Annotated in this window: 20 protein-coding genes and 1 tRNA gene; 9 read left to right on the top strand and 12 right to left on the bottom strand. The window is 60.5% G+C overall.

Annotated features, from left to right (window positions below):
• The first annotated feature begins 185 nt into the window (after positions 1-185).
• From AC04MI_RS17910 to AC04MI_RS17885, 6 genes are all read left to right on the top strand, one after another.
• Positions 186-1,160: an alpha/beta fold hydrolase gene (locus tag AC04MI_RS17910; protein WP_436077000.1), complete on the top strand. Its 975-nt coding sequence runs from the start codon at positions 186-188 to the stop codon at positions 1,158-1,160.
• Complete coding sequence (locus tag AC04MI_RS17905; protein WP_476498311.1) at positions 1,157-3,370, top strand: RelA/SpoT family protein; 2,214 nt, start codon at positions 1,157-1,159, stop codon at positions 3,368-3,370. The genes AC04MI_RS17910 and AC04MI_RS17905 overlap by 4 nt, the downstream gene beginning before the upstream one ends.
• Before the next feature lie 116 nt (positions 3,371-3,486).
• A tRNA-Val gene (locus AC04MI_RS17900) sits at positions 3,487-3,563 on the top strand.
• 283 nt (positions 3,564-3,846) lie between these two features.
• Positions 3,847-4,407 (top strand): polyhydroxyalkanoate synthesis repressor PhaR, encoded by a 561-nt coding sequence (phaR, locus tag AC04MI_RS17895; protein ID WP_056746647.1) that lies wholly within the window; start codon positions 3,847-3,849, stop codon positions 4,405-4,407.
• 373 nt (positions 4,408-4,780) lie between these two features.
• Positions 4,781-5,905, top strand: a complete 1,125-nt coding sequence (locus AC04MI_RS17890; RefSeq protein WP_476498310.1) for an AAA family ATPase — start codon at positions 4,781-4,783, stop codon at positions 5,903-5,905.
• A complete protein-coding gene (locus AC04MI_RS17885) occupies positions 5,905-6,549 on the top strand; it encodes a DUF3226 domain-containing protein (protein WP_476498309.1) in 645 nt (214 codons plus the stop codon). The genes AC04MI_RS17890 and AC04MI_RS17885 overlap by 1 nt, the downstream gene beginning before the upstream one ends.
• A 23-nt stretch (positions 6,550-6,572) precedes the next feature.
• On the opposite strand, the gene AC04MI_RS17880 is transcribed toward AC04MI_RS17885, so the two are convergent.
• The 8 genes from AC04MI_RS17880 to AC04MI_RS17845 all read right to left on the bottom strand — a co-directional run bounded on the left by AC04MI_RS17880 (position 6,573) and on the right by AC04MI_RS17845 (position 11,738).
• Positions 6,573-6,839, bottom strand: a complete 267-nt coding sequence (locus AC04MI_RS17880) for a hypothetical protein (RefSeq protein ID WP_476498308.1) — start codon at positions 6,837-6,839, stop codon at positions 6,573-6,575.
• A 2-nt stretch (positions 6,840-6,841) separates the two neighbouring features.
• Positions 6,842-7,351: a hypothetical protein gene (locus AC04MI_RS17875; protein WP_476498307.1), complete on the bottom strand. Its 510-nt coding sequence runs from the start codon at positions 7,349-7,351 to the stop codon at positions 6,842-6,844.
• A 292-nt stretch (positions 7,352-7,643) separates the two neighbouring features.
• Positions 7,644-8,042 carry an ASCH domain-containing protein gene (locus AC04MI_RS17870; protein WP_476498306.1) on the bottom strand — a complete coding sequence of 133 codons (399 nt, stop codon included), beginning with the start codon at positions 8,040-8,042 and terminating at the stop codon, positions 7,644-7,646.
• Positions 8,039-10,513 carry a ParB/RepB/Spo0J family partition protein gene (locus tag AC04MI_RS17865; RefSeq protein ID WP_476498305.1) on the bottom strand — a complete coding sequence of 825 codons (2,475 nt, stop codon included), beginning with the start codon at positions 10,511-10,513 and terminating at the stop codon, positions 8,039-8,041. Before AC04MI_RS17865 ends, AC04MI_RS17870 begins: the two co-directional genes overlap by 4 nt.
• Before the next feature lie 9 nt (positions 10,514-10,522).
• Positions 10,523-10,852 carry a hypothetical protein gene (locus AC04MI_RS17860; protein WP_476498304.1) on the bottom strand — a complete coding sequence of 110 codons (330 nt, stop codon included), beginning with the start codon at positions 10,850-10,852 and terminating at the stop codon, positions 10,523-10,525.
• Positions 10,849-11,163, bottom strand: coding sequence for a hypothetical protein (locus AC04MI_RS17855; protein WP_476498302.1), 315 nt, complete (start codon positions 11,161-11,163; stop codon positions 10,849-10,851). Before AC04MI_RS17855 ends, AC04MI_RS17860 begins: the two co-directional genes overlap by 4 nt.
• On the bottom strand, positions 11,160-11,495 hold the full coding sequence (locus AC04MI_RS17850; RefSeq protein WP_476498300.1) for a hypothetical protein: 336 nt from the start codon (positions 11,493-11,495) through the stop codon (positions 11,160-11,162). Before AC04MI_RS17850 ends, AC04MI_RS17855 begins: the two co-directional genes overlap by 4 nt.
• Positions 11,496-11,498: 3 nt before the next feature.
• Positions 11,499-11,738: a hypothetical protein gene (locus AC04MI_RS17845; protein WP_476498299.1), complete on the bottom strand. Its 240-nt coding sequence runs from the start codon at positions 11,736-11,738 to the stop codon at positions 11,499-11,501.
• A gap of 277 nt (positions 11,739-12,015) precedes the next feature.
• Here AC04MI_RS17845 and AC04MI_RS17840 point away from each other — a divergent pair, with 277 nt between their 5' ends.
• Entirely contained in the window at positions 12,016-12,303 is a 288-nt protein-coding gene (locus AC04MI_RS17840; RefSeq protein ID WP_476498297.1) for a hypothetical protein, read from the top strand.
• A gap of 14 nt (positions 12,304-12,317) precedes the next feature.
• Here the strand turns inward: AC04MI_RS17840 and AC04MI_RS17835 are convergent, their stop codons facing one another.
• Positions 12,318-12,524 carry a hypothetical protein gene (locus AC04MI_RS17835; protein WP_476498295.1) on the bottom strand — a complete coding sequence of 69 codons (207 nt, stop codon included), beginning with the start codon at positions 12,522-12,524 and terminating at the stop codon, positions 12,318-12,320.
• A 511-nt stretch (positions 12,525-13,035) separates the two neighbouring features.
• Between AC04MI_RS17835 and AC04MI_RS17830 the strand changes: the two genes are divergently transcribed.
• A complete protein-coding gene (locus tag AC04MI_RS17830; RefSeq protein ID WP_476498294.1) occupies positions 13,036-13,563 on the top strand; it encodes a DUF2335 domain-containing protein in 528 nt (175 codons plus the stop codon).
• Between the two features lie 77 nt (positions 13,564-13,640).
• Here AC04MI_RS17830 and AC04MI_RS17825 read toward each other — a convergent pair whose 3' ends face one another.
• Complete coding sequence (locus AC04MI_RS17825) at positions 13,641-14,291, bottom strand: S24 family peptidase (protein WP_476498293.1); 651 nt, start codon at positions 14,289-14,291, stop codon at positions 13,641-13,643.
• Between the two features lie 80 nt (positions 14,292-14,371).
• On the opposite strand from AC04MI_RS17825, the gene AC04MI_RS17820 reads away from it, so the two are divergent.
• Positions 14,372-14,629 carry a YdaS family helix-turn-helix protein gene (locus AC04MI_RS17820; protein WP_476498292.1) on the top strand — a complete coding sequence of 86 codons (258 nt, stop codon included), beginning with the start codon at positions 14,372-14,374 and terminating at the stop codon, positions 14,627-14,629.
• 64 nt (positions 14,630-14,693) lie between these two features.
• Here the strand turns inward: AC04MI_RS17820 and AC04MI_RS17815 are convergent, their stop codons facing one another.
• Positions 14,694-14,903, bottom strand: coding sequence for an ECs_2282 family putative zinc-binding protein (locus tag AC04MI_RS17815; RefSeq protein ID WP_476498291.1), 210 nt, complete (start codon positions 14,901-14,903; stop codon positions 14,694-14,696).
• Between the two features lie 129 nt (positions 14,904-15,032).
• On the bottom strand, positions 15,033-15,414 hold a 382-nt coding region (locus AC04MI_RS17810; protein ID WP_476498290.1), incomplete at its 5' end, for a hypothetical protein.

Genomic DNA, 15,414 nt, shown 5'->3' with positions numbered 1-15,414 from the left:
GGCCTTGGCGATGCCAAGAMCAATGCCGCTGGTGGAGCCGGTGACGAGGGCAGTTTTGCCTTTCAGCATGGGAGTCTCTCCGAATGAATTACGATGCGACGACAAGAAAAAGTCGGCACTCAGGGGCAAGCGATGGGTGCCAACGACCACAGCATTATCGAGCGCTGCCCCCGGATTTCGCACCCATGATTGAACCTACGCTGAACTACGTACTGTGCCCAGGCCCCGCGGCCTCGCCGGAGACTCCAGACCGCGCACCCGCACCCGCTCCCGCACAGCAGCACCGCATGGCGTATTGGGAGTGGAACGCCACCGGCAACCCGGCGCACCCGCACGTCATCGTCTGCGTGCATGGCCTGTCGCGCCAGGGGCGGGATTTTGATACCTTGGCCCGCGTGCTGAGCCAGCATGCACGGGTGATCTGCCCCGACGTGGTGGGCCGGGGGCGCAGCGACTGGCTGGCCGACCCCATGGGCTACCAGATTCCCCAATACGCGGCGGACATGCTGGCATTGCTGGCGCAGTTGCACCAGCAAGCCCCCATCACCACGCTGGACTGGGTGGGCACGAGCATGGGTGGACTCATCGGCATGGGCATCACCGGCCAGCCGGGCCTGCCCTTGCCGGTGCCTGTGCGCCGGCTGGTGCTGAACGATGTGGGGCCTGTCATCCAGTGGCAGGCGCTGCAGCGCATCGGGCAGTATCTGGGGCAGCCCGCGCGGTTTGCATCGCTGCAGCAGGCGGCCGATGCAATGTGGGCCATCTCCACCAGCTTTGGCCCCCACACGCCCGCCCAGTGGCTGGATCTGTCGCGCGCCATGGTGCGCGAGCTGCCGCAGTCCGCCGGAGGCGGCCTTGCGCTGCACTATGACCCGGCGATTGCGGTGCCGTTCAAGACGTTGACGCAGGAGGCTGCGGCGGCGGGCGAGGCGGCGCTGTGGCAGCTGTATGACCACATCACGGCCCAGACTTTGCTGTTGCGTGGTGGGCAGTCCGACCTGCTCTCACGCGATACGGCGCAGGCCATGGCGCAGCGCGGGCCCCGGGCCCGCGTGGTGGAGTTCGACGGTGTGGGCCACGCGCCCACGCTGGTGGCTAAAGACCAGGTCGCCGCAGTCGCGAGTTTCCTGCTGGCGGCAGAAGGTGCTGTGGCCGGATGAAAACCAACCCTCCTGCACCAGCGTCTCTCACCCCCCAGGCCGACGCTGTCCCCCAGCTCATCGCCGCCACGGCGCACACCCTGCCGGAGCAGGTGAACGCACTGGCCCGCGCGCGCGCTTTTGCCGAACCCCTGATGGCGGGCGAAACGCTCGACTCCGGCGAGAACACGCTGGCCCACGCCGATGCGGTAGCCGCCATCCTCAAGGGCATTGGCGGTTCCGAAGCCATGCAGGCGGCCAGCTATCTGGTACACGCCTGCATCCATCTGAACAAACCCGAGGAGGTGATYGCCAAGGYSTTYGGCGMCAACTTCGCGGCGCTGGCGGTSGARACCACCAAGCTGATGCGCGTGCAGSAGCAGGCCCGCGCGGCTGCGCCGCTGGACGACCCGGCCGTGCAGACGGAGAACGTGCGCAAGATGCTGCTSGCGTTCTCGCGCGACCTGCGGGTGGTGATGCTGCGGCTGGCCTCGCGCTTGCAGACGCTCCGTTTTCATGCGGCCAGCAAGCGCCCCGTGTCGCCCAGTCTGGCGCGCGAGTCGTTGCAGGTGTTTGCGCCGCTGGCAAACCGCCTGGGTATCTGGCAGGTGAAGTGGGAGCTGGAGGACCTGTCCTTCCGCTTCCTGGAGCCCGACACCTACAAGGAAGTGGCCCGCCTGCTCGACGAAAAGCGTGGCGAGCGCGAGGTCTACATGGAGCAGCTGCGCGCGCGGCTCGAATCCGATCTGCGTGCGCGCAGCATCAGCGCCACCGTGGCGGGCCGCCCCAAGCACATCTACAGCATCGTCAAGAAGATGCGTGGCAAGTCGCTCAACTTCGACCAGGTGTTCGACATCCGCGCGCTGCGTGTGGTGGTGCCCACGGTGAAGGACTGCTACGCCGCCCTGAGCTGGGTGCACGAGCAGTTCAAGCCCATCGTGGAGGAGTTTGACGACTACATCGCCAAGCCCAAGCCCAACGGCTACCAGTCACTGCACACCATTGTGCGGGACGACAACGGCAAGCCCATCGAGATCCAGATCCGCACCCAGGCCATGCACGAACACGCCGAGCACGGCGTGGCAGCCCACTGGGCGTACAAGGAGGCCGGTGCCAAAGGTTATGCGGGTGTGTCTGCAACGGGCGAGTACGACGCCAAAATTGCCGTGCTGCGCCAGCTGCTGGCGTGGGAGCGGGACCTGGCGGGCACGTTGCCCAACCGGGGCCTGTTCGAGGACCGCATCTACGTGCTGACGCCCGATGCGGCCGTGGTGGAGCTGCCCCAGGGCGCCACCCCGGTGGACTTTGCCTACTCGGTCCACACCAGCCTGGGCCACCGCTGCCGGGGCGCCAAGGTCGATGGTGTGATGGTGCCGCTCAATACCCCGTTGCAAAACGGGCAGACGGTTGAAATCTCCACCGTCAAGGAAGGGCGCCCCTCGCGCGACTGGCTCAATGCCGAGCTSGGCTATCTCACCAGCAACCGCGCCAAGGCCAAGGTGCGTGCCTGGTTCAACGCACAGGCCACGCACGAGACAGTGGCCCGGGGCCGCGAGGCGGTCGAAAAGCTGCTGCAGCGCGAAGGCAAGACCGCCATCAAGCTCGACGATCTGGCGGTGCAACTGGGCTTCAAGTCGGCCGACGCGCTGTTTGAGGTGGTGGGCAAGGATGAGTTTTCGCTGCGCAACATTGAAACCGTGCTACGCCCGCCCGAGCCCGTGCTGCAGCCCGACGACTATCTGCTGCTCAAGAAAACACGCACCAACGATGCGGCCCCCAAGGGCGGTGTGCTGGTGGTGGGCATCGACTCGCTGATGACGCAGCTGGCCAAGTGCTGCAAGCCCGCACCCCCGGACACCATCCGTGGCTTTGTCACGCGCGGCAAAGGGGTGAGCGTGCACCGTGCCGACTGCAGCAACTTCCGCGAGATGGCGGCACGCAACGCCGAGCGTGTGATCGAGGTGGAGTGGGGCGTGCCCAAGCCATCGGCATCCACGGCGGTGTACCCGGTGGACGTCGCGGTGGAGGCSGCCGACCGCCAGGGCCTGCTGCGCGACATCTCGGAAGTGTTCGCCCGCGAAAAAACCAATGTGATCGGTGTGCAGACCCAGTCCGTCAAAGGCACGGCGTGGATGACGTTCACGGTAGAAGTGTCCGACTCAGGCCGCCTGAACAAGGTGCTCGGCATCGTGGCTGGGGTGCAGGGCGTTCGTTCTGCCCGCCGCCGTTGAGGCGAGACGCGCGCGGGCCTTGCCTGTGAGCCCGCTTCGCGCGCGTTGTGCGATTTGTAGCCTGCCGAGCTCGAGGGGGCGATTTTTATGGCTATAATCGTGGTCTTGATAACGACAGGCGCGTAGCTCAGCTGGTTAGAGCACCACCTTGACATGGTGGGGGTCGTTGGTTCGAGTCCAATCGCGCCTACCAAGTTTTTCTGAAAGAAACCAGCTTTCAGTTCAAGAAAACTTGGCAACAACACCGCAGGCGGTGTTCATGCAGCAAGCCACCGTAAGGTGGCTTTTTTGTTTTTGCTTCATTCTTTCGCTTCACGCGCTGTTGCCGGGCTGTGGTGTGTGGTGCAGGAAGCTCCACGACACACAGCGCCGGACCTATCAGTCACACGTGCGACACTCGGTTGTCCTGCGTCCTCAGGGTATTCCTTTGCCGCAGCGGCGCAGCAGTCTCCCTAGAATGTGCTGCACTGCAATACATGGGTTTTGAGCCCGAGGAGTTCGTTGTGTCCGAACCGAAAACCGCTGCGTCCAAATCGACCCAGCGCGTCATCAAGAAGTACCCCAACCGCCGTCTGTACGACACAGACACCTCCACCTACATCACCCTGGCCGAGGTGCGCCAGCTGGTGATGGACCACCAGAACGTGGTGGTGCGCGACGCCAAGACGGGCGAAGACCTCACACGCAGCATCCTGCTGCAGATCATTTTGGAAGAGGAGGCGGGCGGCGCCCCGATGTTCACCGAGGCGGTGCTGGCCAACATCATCCGGTTCTACGGCCATGCCATGCAGGGGTTCATGGGCGCGTACCTGGAGAAGAACGTCCAGGCCTTCACCGACGTGCAGACCAAGCTGGCCGAGCAGTCCCAAAGCGTGACGCCCGAGATGTGGGCGCAGTTCATGAGCCTGCAGTCGCCCATGCTCAAGGGCATGATGGGCAACTATGTCGAGCAGTCGCAGACCATGCTGGCCCAGATGCAGGAGCAGATGCAAAAGCAGACGGAGCAGATGCTGGGCGCATTTGGACTGAAAAGATAGCCCCCGAGGCGCCTGCGGCGCCTTGCCCCCGGGCGGCGCCTGCTGCCTTTAAATCGCGGCTGCGGGCTGGTGCAGCACCGGTTGCGCAGGTTGCGGCAGGTGGCAAACCTTGCGATGAATCGGCAATCCTGACCGCTCAACGCCGGAACTGGGACAATACGGGGATATGAGCGAAGCAATTGCCCCCACCAAAACACCCAAAGTCGGATTCGTCAGCCTGGGATGCCCTAATCATAGTCTATATTGTTTTTTCGCATGGCTCAGATGGGCGTTTTTCAGAATTCACGGTCTGCTATAGCAAGGCGATGCTCTATGATCTGTCTAGGCAACGTAGGGTTGGCTTTGGTTATTGCAATCAACTGGGCTTGCTTAAATGGCAGAACATATTACTAGCTTGCACATAGAAGGTTTCCGGACGCTTGACAGATTAAATGTTGAGACTTTCGGTAATGTTAACTTAATTACTGGAAAAAACAACGCGGGAAAATCTTCGGTGCTCGAGGCCAYCCGAATTCTTGCATCAGCTGGGTCCTTAAGAACTTTCAACGAAATTCTTACTTATCGCGATGAGTTGTATTTTCCTACCCCGGATGCTGATGGGGTGGTCACGTCTCCTCAGTTCGCACCAGTAAGTAGTTTATTTTCTGGATTCCCTGAATCTCCTAGTCTCCCATCGTACTTTGAAATCAGGGCGGAAGGTGCCTTTCCTCTACATGTGGGATCCGTTAGAGCTCGCCTCGCTTGGGTTGCGCGAAGGGAGGATGCCGATCGCATTGGCGTCTCATACGAAGAAGTAGAAAACGATTTTTTTGGGGAGGCTGACCTATACCCGGCTCTCGCAATTGAAACGCCAGCAAGGAAGCGAGTAGTCCCTATTGATAGGTTTCAACGTAGGACCTTTCCTCTGCGCCCGAATGATGAGTCCCAGAGCTTTCCGTGTATATATCTTGATCCTTTTAGCTCGAGATCTACAAGTCAGATGGGCGTGCTGTGGGATTCTATCGCTTTGACTGAGGTCGAGCCTGAAATAGTGAAGGCGCTGCAGATAGTATCGCCGGATATTCAAGGAGTATCAGTTATTGGTGGAGGAGATAGATCCCGTGGACGTACTGCAATAGCGAAAAGTACTTTATTTACTTCTCCCGTGCCGTTGCGAACCTTTGGAGACGGCGTAAACCGGTTGTTCGGAGTGATTTTGTCTTTGTGTAATGCTAGAAATGGTATTCTGCTGGTAGATGAAATTGAGAATGGTCTACATTATTCTGCGCAAGCGGAAATTTGGCGAACAATCTTTCGGTTAGCATATGATTTGAATGTTCAAGTCTTCGCGACTTCGCACAGTTGGGACTGTGTTCGAGCGTTCCAAGTGGCCGCATCTGAAAGTCCGTCCCGAGGCGTGTTGGTTAGGTTGTCACGGCGTGGTGAATACATCTTACCCACAACCTTTTCAGAATCCGAACTCGAAATTGTGACCCAGGACCAGATTGAGGTCAGATGATGACGCCAAAGACCGTCTTAATGGTAGAAGGAAAGGACGATGAACATGTCGTCATGCATATTTGTGGCACGAGATCTTTAGGTAAAATTGATAGTATTAAGCAATACGGCGGCAAGGATCCTCTGCTTGATGCAATAGGTGCGAGGCTAAAGCAGAGTGATTTGCATGCTCTGGGGATTCTCATGGATGCTGATCAAGATGTCTCTGCAAGATGGGATGCGATAAGTAGTCGTTTGAGATCTGCAGGTTATACGAACACTCCAGTCCAGCCGGATTTGAGTGGAACCGTTTTGGAGTCGCCACCTGGTTTGTTTCTTCCAAGAGTTGGCGTGTGGCTGATGCCTGACAACAAGTTAACGGGTATCATGGAGGATTTTCTCGCGTTCCTTGTTGCTCCTGGCGATCCTTTGCTTAATCATGTCGAGAAATCGATGCAAGAGATTCCGCATGGAATTTGTCGATTTGATAATTTGAACAAGGCGAAAGCGAAAATTCACACTTGGCTAGCATGGCAGAGTGAGCCTGGCAAACCTTTAGGTCAAGCTATATCGTCAAAATATTTGGATGCAGGGCTCCCGAGTGCTGACGTGTTTTCGAATTGGCTTCGCCGAATGTTCTTCACCGATACAATTGGCTCTGCATGATTATTAAAAGAATATGGGTGCGACTATCCAGGTGCAAGTTTGGATAACGGCCCCAGTTCTTTTCCAATAGTTTTTAAATAGCCTTTGCCACGCATCGTATTTTTGAAGTTATTTAGTGCCACGGCTTCGGCTTCTCGAGCTACTTCTTCGCCAGAAGCTAGGACTCTTCCTTCAGGATCGACGACAGCTAAGGCCCCTCGTTGACCGGCTACCATTACTTGTAGACCTTGGTGGCTAGTAGCCCATATCACTATTCCGGGTAGATTGCCGGTGCGTTGTTGCCCGATCATGCTCAAACTCCTGCAAGCGCCAGCTGCTCGCTGGCCGGTGTGGTGTTGATGACGACGGCACCGGCGGCGCGGCGCACGTCTGCGGCCGCGTGGTCTTCGGCGCGCTGGTATTCGCCGCGCGTGAGGTGGCGCAGCTGGTGGTGGTAGATGGCTAGGCCGTCGCCTATCAGGTCGATCTCTTCAAGGTACAGGTCTGTGGGGCGCCACTCGCACGTGGCCATGGCTCGGCGCATGATGCCGTCGAGTGCTCGCTGGGCGGGCTCGATGTGGCCGCGCGTTCCGCGTATCGGACTGGTGAGGGCCACCGAGTCAGCGATGTTCATGGCGCTGGTGATGTAGGCCCACTCCAGTTCAGTGCCCACACCTTGCCGCAGGGCTGCAAAGGCCAGGCGCAAGGGGGTCATGATGGATTCGACCTGGTTGCGGTCCAGCAGCGCAGCCTGCCAGGCGGCGAGGCGCACGGGGTTCTGCACACGTGTGCGCGGTTGGCGGGGTTTGCGGCCGTGGGTCATAGCTCCCCCAGTCCTTCGGCTTGCCCGAGCGTGTCCGTGAGAGGGCGGATAAAAAATACAGTGGGCTTCACCTCAACAACAGAGTTGCAGCCGACATGACTGTGTTTTTCAAACTTCTGCCCAACGGCCTTCACGCGGGTTACGTGCGCGCTCCCATTCCTGGGAACTCTGGTCTGTTTGTGTGCGTGCCGGTTCGTGGCGCGGTGGGCTACCGCAAAGTGGTGTCCCAGCGAGTTGCAAGGCGCATTGATCTCTTGATCGAACAAGGCGCATCGTTTGAGTATTTGGCAGGTCACAGCACAACTCCCTGCGGCAGCGTGAAATAGCCCAGCGCGCCCCTACAGGACTGAAACTCCACGGGCTCAGCGCCCTGCAGGACGTGGGCGTATTCGCCGGTGAAGAACGGCGACTCGTGGAAGCGTGTGCACGCCACCAGGTTGGCTTTGCCGACGATTCCACCGCGTGGCAGATCCTTGGGCGCTGGCAGCGCGTCAACAATGTGGCGCAGGCTAGGGTGGCTGCGCAGGAAGGCCACGCAGTCGTCGTAGTCGTCGCGTCTCATGCCCTGGCTGGCGTGGATGGCCACGGGGCCCCTGTAGTGGGTGTGCCAGGTGCGGTTTTCCACGGGTTTGTAGCCCATGGTGATGAGCCATGGCCAGGGCTGGCGGATGCTGATGGCTTTGCTGATCATTCCAGCACCTCAAGCTCTTCGGTGCCAAAAATCATGAACGTGGCCACGCCGCCTTTCAGGCCTGGGAACATGATTTCCCAACCATCAGGCTTGCAGGCCTTGACCGTGCCCTGGCGCCAGCGGTATTCGTTGCGGTCCATTGCCATGGGGTTGGACAGCACGCGCACCTTGCTGCCGATCAGCGGATCTGCCTTGTAGGGCTCCACTTCGGCGCTGGTGATGTTGAGAACGGCCTCATTCGACTTGGGGCCGTAGTGCAGCACCAGGTCGTTTGTGCCGCCCTTGGCCACCCAGCACACTTGGCCGCAGGTCTTGAGGCGCTTGCCGTTGGGACCGCGCGCGTCGTCTTTGATGCGCACCAGGGCGCCCTTGTCGATCTCGGGCAGAGGTGCTACAGGCTCCCCTGCTGGCTGGGGCGTAGCCTGCGCGGCAGCGACTGGCTGCGCTTCGTTGCCCTGCGCCGTAGGCGCCACGTCCTGGGCCTTGGCAGTGGCACCGGCCTTGAGTTTGGGCTGGGCCTTGCCTACTGGCGCCGCACCGGCGGGTGCCGGTGCTTCGTTGCCCTGCAGCGCGGCAGCGCTGCCTGTAGTGGTCTCCCCCTCCAGCGCTTGCATCRCGGCCGCGATGTCGGCCGAGGCCTTGGCCTTCGATGTCTTGGGCGCCTCGGCAGCGGCTTTTGCGCCAGCGCGCGCAGCCGATTTTTTCGCGGCGCCCTTGCCGCCCTTGCCCCCCTCCGCACCTTCCCCCGCTTGCGCAGCCAGATCGGTCGCGGCAGCTGGGTTTTCGCGTTCGGGCATGTATTTGGCCTTGGCTTCGGCCTGCACTTCGTTGATGACGACGGGCAGTTTGTCCTGCAGTGCGACACCGGCCACCAGCATCAGGCCCGCATTCGCAGGACGGTCCAGATAGCCACGATCCTCCGTGCGCGAGGTGCGCTCCATGAGGATGAGCAGGTGCAACAGATGCGGGGTGGGCGTGGTGTTGGCGTATTCGATGACGGCGCTGTGCGCACCCACCTTGCCAAGGTCAAGGCGGGCGGCGATGCGCTCGGCTTGCTCGGTGGACAGGCGCGCGGCCTCTTGCTTGACCAGGTAGCGGTGCACGTCCAGCGTGAAGAACTCGAACCCGCTTGAGCCCACCTCGTTCCATGTACGGGCCAGCAGGGCGTCACGCCAGGCCTGTTCGTACTGCGCTTGAGCGCGGGCTTCTGCTGCTGCCTTCTTCTGCGCTGCCAGTTCGCGGGCTTCTTTGCTCACGGTGCTGGCCTTGGCCTGCGGGGCGGTGGCCTGGGCCTCCACGATCTTCAGCAACCGCAGCACCACCTCATTGGGCAGGCAGGCCAGCATGTCGCCCTTCTTGCGCGGGTTCTCGATCAGCACGGCCTCTATGCCCTCGGCCTGCATCTGCTTGCCGATGATTTTGCGCAGGGGCTGGTCGGTAGGGCTGTCGTCGGCAAAGTCTAGGCGGCGATAGCCTTTGAGCTTTGGCGCTGGGCCGTAGCCGCCCATCACCACCAGCTCGGCCGATTCCTTGCTCTCGATCACGGTCTGACCTTTGGCGCGGGCTTGCTCGGCCAGCTGGTGGGCGTGGGCCTCTTCCTTCTTGTGATAGCAGGGTGCGTCTGTGCACACGTCTGCACTCTTCACATCGGCAAACAGCTCGGGGTTGGCGCCGGTGCGCTTGGGGCAGTTGGTGCACGCGCCAGCGCCTGGCAGGAGGTCGGCATCAGTGCGCGAGAAGGGGGCCTTGTCCAGCGCCAGCATGTAGTGCTGGCGGATGTATGCCGCTGCCCTGCGTGCGCCAATGATTGGCTCACCTTCATAGTCGGTCTCGGACAGATCCTTGATGGCCTTGAGCTGCTGGCTTTCGCTGGGGATGCGGGCAACCTGCAGGGCCTTGGAGAAGTCCAGCTTGCCCTCGCGCAGCGCCTGGCGCCCGACCTGGCACAGGTCCAGAATCTTGAGTGCTGCATACACGTAGCTGCGGCTCTGGCCGATCTTTTCGCCAATCGCGTCGGCGGTCATGCCGAAGTCGTCCAGCAGGCTGCGGAAGCTCTCGGCCTCTTCCAGCTTGTCCACGTCTTCGCGCTGGATGTTCTCGATGTGCTGGATCTCGCGGGCCTCGCGGTCTGTCAGCGCCCGGATCATGGCAGGGATGTTCGTGGCGCCTGCGATGTGCGATGCGCGTAGGCGGCGGGCGCCAGAGACCAGCTCGTACACCGGCAGCGGTGCGCCCTGGCGGCGGAACCCGAAGGTGTCTGCCATGCGGGTGCCAGGCAGGGGGCGCAGCAGAACGGGCTGCACCACCCCGCGCTGCTTGATGGTCTCGGCCAGCTCTGCCAGCTTTTGCTGGTTGAAGGTGCGGCGGGGGTTGGTCAAGCTCTCTTCAATGAGCTGCAGATCCACCATGCGCATGTCCGTGTCGGGCGTGGTGGTGGGAGCTGTTGCGGTGTCTAGTTGATCGGTTGCCATGGTTTCACCTCAGAAGGGGTAGCCGGGGGCGTTGTTCTTGAGCATTGCCAGCGCTGTCTGGATGGGGATGGCGTGGCGCATGTTGATGGGGGGCGGGCAGTGGCTGAGCACCACGTGGTCAAACTCGGGCCACTTCTCGCCGGGCCACCATTCGTCCAGCAGGTACGGCAGGTCGAAGTGGCGGCAAAGGTCTTCGGCGTGCATGCCTTTGCCGCTGCCCTGGGGGCCATAGATCAGGATGGACTTGCGACCCTTGCCCGGTGTGGGTGTGTGCGGCTTGCGGTTGCCGGTGCCGCCGTGGAACTTGGGCCGGGCGCGTGCGAGGTGTTGCAGGTTCATGCTGGCCCCTTCGGGGTTTCGACCTGGGGCAGGCCCAGCACGTGGCGGGCTTGGTCGCGCACGTAGGCGTTGACGGCGTAGCCGTTGCCCTCGGGGTTCAGGCAGCTTTCGACAAACTCCAGCGCGCGGTCTTTGCCGTGCCAGTAGCGCACATCGCTTGCACGATGGGTGCAGGTGTTGAGCAGGTCGGTGGCCAGCGCTTGCCCTGGCGTGAGGCGCTGGCCGGRCAGGGGAGAGCCTGCCGTGGTGTGCACCATGATCCCGCCGTCTGGCAGATCGGTGATGTGGATGGTGGTGGTCTTGGAGGTCATGCAAGGTCTGCGCGCTGGGCGCCGGTGGGGGTTGGGTTGATCAGGTCGGCCTCGCACTCCATGCGCTTGGCCTTGAATTTGGGGTTGATGGCCTGCAGGTCGGCGTGCTGGCCCTGCATGCGGTTGGCCAGGGAGCGCGCTGCAACGCAGCTGGCGGTGCCCTTGTCGGGGTAGCGGTGGCTGATGAGAACCAGCTGGCCGGTGTGGCGGTCTTCAATCTCCAGCTCCACCACGGGCACGCCGCCGCGCGTGTAGCGGCAGGTGCTGCGGGTGACCTTGCCGCTGATGCGCAGCGTGAAGGCTCCCGGTGTGGGTTGTGCACACGTGTGCACAGCTCAGCCCCAATGCGTGAGGTGATGGAACGCCACGCAGAAGGTGACAAACCCCACAAACACGCAGAAGCAAAGGAACAGGGCTTTGACCACCACGCGCGCAGCGCGCACGGCCCAGTGGGGGCGCTTGCGGCGGCTGGTAGGTGGCATCAAAGGCACCGGCACGAATGGCCGTGCAGGGCGTACGGCGGCCTTGCTGGCATGGGGCGAAGCGGACCGATAGTGCGGTACTTGGTAGGTCATTGGCGGGCGTCCCGCGCTGACAAGGCACGCGCAATGCGGTAAGAGGTGCAGGGACCCAGCACGCGGCGCAGGGCGGTGTAGAGGCGGTGGGTAGTCATCATTTCCCACCTCCAAAGCCGTCTGTGATGTAAAAACCCAGCACGAATGTGGCAAGCGCCACGGGCAGGTTGAATAACACAGGATGGTCATGCTTTGGCCGCTCCAGAACCCCCTTCTTTCGCTGCTGACATTCTTTGTCGGGCTGCTTGTCGGCCACCGCATGGCACTGTGGCGGGATATGCGAAAGGAATTCAACGACGCGGCTGATCCAGTCCGTGCCTGGCTGTTGCTGGAGGTGAGCGGCCCCAGTGCCTACCGCAAGCCCCCTACTGGGCTGGAGGTGGACAGGTTCGTTCAATGCCTTTCCAGGTGGAATCGCAAGAGCTTCCTGGCTGCATGGGAGCGCCAGAAGGCAGAGCGCGACAAGGAGTGGGAGATGGGGCCGCTGGGCCACTGCACCTACAAGAACAAGGGGCCCATTCTTGATGGGCTGCGCGAGTGCATTCAGTACACGCGCTGCCCCTAGTAGCGGGGTCGGGCTCATGTTGCACCGCCTTCCATCCGCTCCACCTTGAGCACGGGCAAGCCAGTCACATGGTGCGCGGCCTGCTCAGCCTGGCCTGCGTTGCGGGCCTTCAGTTGCATGGTGGGTAAGGTGCCGTGGCCTGCGTTGATCTCGATCTGGTCGTAGTCTGTGCCCGGTGGCACCAGGGTTGCGCGGTAGCTGCGAAGGGGTCGCACATGCATCGAATTCTCCTGTCCGTAAAAATTCGGGACAAAGAATTCTCACAAAAGTGAGTAACTTGGTCAACACTATTGTGAGTGATTGTGCTTTCGTATGTGAGAAGGGCGCGGAGCTGGGGCTGTGCACACGTGTGCACAAATGCGGAAAAGTACGGCGATTAGTGCTGTGCACACGTGTGCACTTGTCGCAATTGATGTATGGATAAATCCAATGTGGTCCACAGATGTTGAACTGCGTGCACAATACGACCTCCAACTAGGCCGTTAAAAATTTCGCTGTAGCGTTACTGCTATGGCCAGTTCACTATGTTTGTTATTGATCTTGGTAGCACTGCGAAGGATGCCTTTGTTCACGGTTTCGTGAAGGGGTTGGCTGCGCCGGTCTGTCTTTTTCACAGCGAACCTTTGCCTAAGTTAGTGGACGTTATGACTGTGGTTTACCAAGCCGACAGTCCAGCTCAGCGCATGGCGCAGAGTTGGAGTGCGGTCGGGAATGACATGCGCAAGGTGACTGGTGTCCGGCAAGCACAACAAGCTCTCTCAAAATAGTCCGCAGGTCAAGCCTCTGGCCGCTGCTGCTCATTCGCTTGGGCCGCAAGGCATCGGGCCCATGCTGCAGACTCAGACCCAAACCCAGGTCTATGAAGGGCCTGTTCCGCATCCAGACATCATGGCTGGGTTTGAGCGTCTCGTGCCAGGCGCTGCGAGAGAGATGTTTGATTTGGCTCGTGTTGAGTCCGAACACCGTCGAGAGATGGAAAAATTGGCCAATGAGGCCAACGTTGCGGCGCAGAGTAGGCAGTTGGCCTTGGCTGAGTATCAGGCGAAGTCGGTCTTTCGCAGTGACTTGGTGGGGCAGTTCTGTGGGCTTGTCGTTGCGGTTGGCTGTGTTGTTGGAGCTGTTTTCTTGGCCCTAAATGATCAGCCATGGGTGGCTGGGCTATTGGCGAGCATTCCAACGGCGGCAGTCATCCAGGCATTTATGGCGAAGCGCCCCGGCCAAGATGCGTCGGCAAAGAAGCCGGCACAGAAGCAAGGCTGAGTCAGCTGCTCTGACCTGTGGCCGGAGTCTCTTTGCCGGTGCTTTGAAGGGAATCGCTGGAAAGCTTGTGCGGTTCTCTACTCAGGCCGCCATTTGCTTGCGGCAACTACTGCGGCAACGGGGTGCATCCATTCAATGTCTGAGCGGTCGATGGTTCTGCGGTGGTTGCCGTTGACCGACTCAATTACCACTTCGTCCAGGCGCTCCATGATCAATTCCTTGACCATGCGCTGACCGTTCGCCAGTGACAGCGCCACATACTCGCCTGGCATGCACGTGCCATTGGGCTCCACCACCACAAAGGATCCATGCCTGATGGCGGGGTGCATGGAGTCGCCCTTGACGCGCAGTGCATAGGCGTTGGGGTCTGAGCTGTATCCGTCAATGTACCCATCTCCATGACCCGGTGGGTGTTGAAGCTCCACATAGAAGCCCTCGTCCCCCATCTTGGCGGTTCCCACAACTGGTGTGGATCTGGTGACTCTCGGTCTGCCTGCAGTGTCAGCATTGCCGTCACTGAAGGATCTCGGCTCTTGTCCAGATTGCAGCCATTCCGGTCGTACGCCAAGCGCCGACGCAATGCTGAGGAGGTCCCGTGGGTTTTTTCGTGTGCCTGCCTCAATGTTCCCAATGGTGCCAGTTGCCACTTTGGCTCTGCGCGCAAGTTCAGTCTGTGAGAGACCGAGTACTTCTCGTGCGGATTTGAGTCTGTCTGCGAGTGTGTTCACGCTTGTGAGTTTGTCAGATCATTGCTTCACGTTGGTGTGTGATCTATACTCACAAACGTGTGTAATACTGAAGGCCAGTCATGGACGCGTTAGACAGGGCAATTCGGAAAGCGGGAGGTGTTGCCGCGTTGGCAAAGGGCATTGACGCATCCAATAGTGCTCCATCAATGTGGAAGAAGCGGGGCCGAGTACCTGCTGAGCACTGTCCTGCCATTGAGCGCGTAACTGGCGTCCGCTGCGAAGAGCTGCGCCCTGATGTGGATTGGGCTGTTCTGCGTCGTAGTGGAGCAGATGGCCTCTCTACTCCACCCACTGTGCAGGGGGGGGCGCATGCGTAGCCCAGCCCCCGAGCGTCTGAGGTTGCATCCCGACCCCGCTGGGGTGCAAGAGATCCAGTGGTTGCTACCGTCGTTTCACCAAGTCCCCGAGGCTGTCCAGAAGGAGCTTCTCCGCGATCTGGACGGTCTGGTTGCGCGCCTCTCCGACTGTCGTTTGTGCACCGCATCCGCCGCAGGTGATGGTGTCCTCCTCCTGCAGCTCCCGCCCGGCTGGGTAAGCGAACTGCGTGCCCTGGCAATGCGCGCAAATCAAGCCAATGGAATGTGTGGTCATGGAGGTCCTCATGCGAAGTGAAGTTGTGGAAAACCCATCTTCGCATGGGGTGCCTGCCATGCGGGCGCAGGAGTCTCGGAAGGAGCCTACCCATGCGTAGTTCATTTTTCTGCACATCAAGCCCTGGTCTCAGAAGCCGAGTGTGGTTTTCACTACCTCAATTGCTGAGGGGGCCTTTTCCAACCCTAGGTCCAAAAGCTTCATTGCAAGGTGTTTGGTCGCTTCCCCTGGCAGCTCGCGAAGTGCCTCTATCCAACGCTTCTTCTCAGCGGGTTCCAAGTCCATGTCCTGGATGCGTAGGGCCACGAGGTCTTTGATGGTGTCGTCATGAAGCTTCACTGTCACAACACCAAGAATTGCTGTCAGGCCGCCATCGTTGGCCATGAAGTCCATGCCCTTGTGGGTCGCCTCGTAGCCACTGATCAGCCACGCACCGCTCATCGACCGATCCGCGTGGAATTTGATCAATCCGTGAGCATCCAGATAGGCCAGATTGGCAATGGTCTTGTCC

Source organism: Acidovorax sp. LjRoot204 (assembly GCF_056175785.1).
The sequence above is the reverse complement of the archived record's forward strand: the minus strand, read 5'-3'. Positions and strand labels throughout refer to the sequence as shown.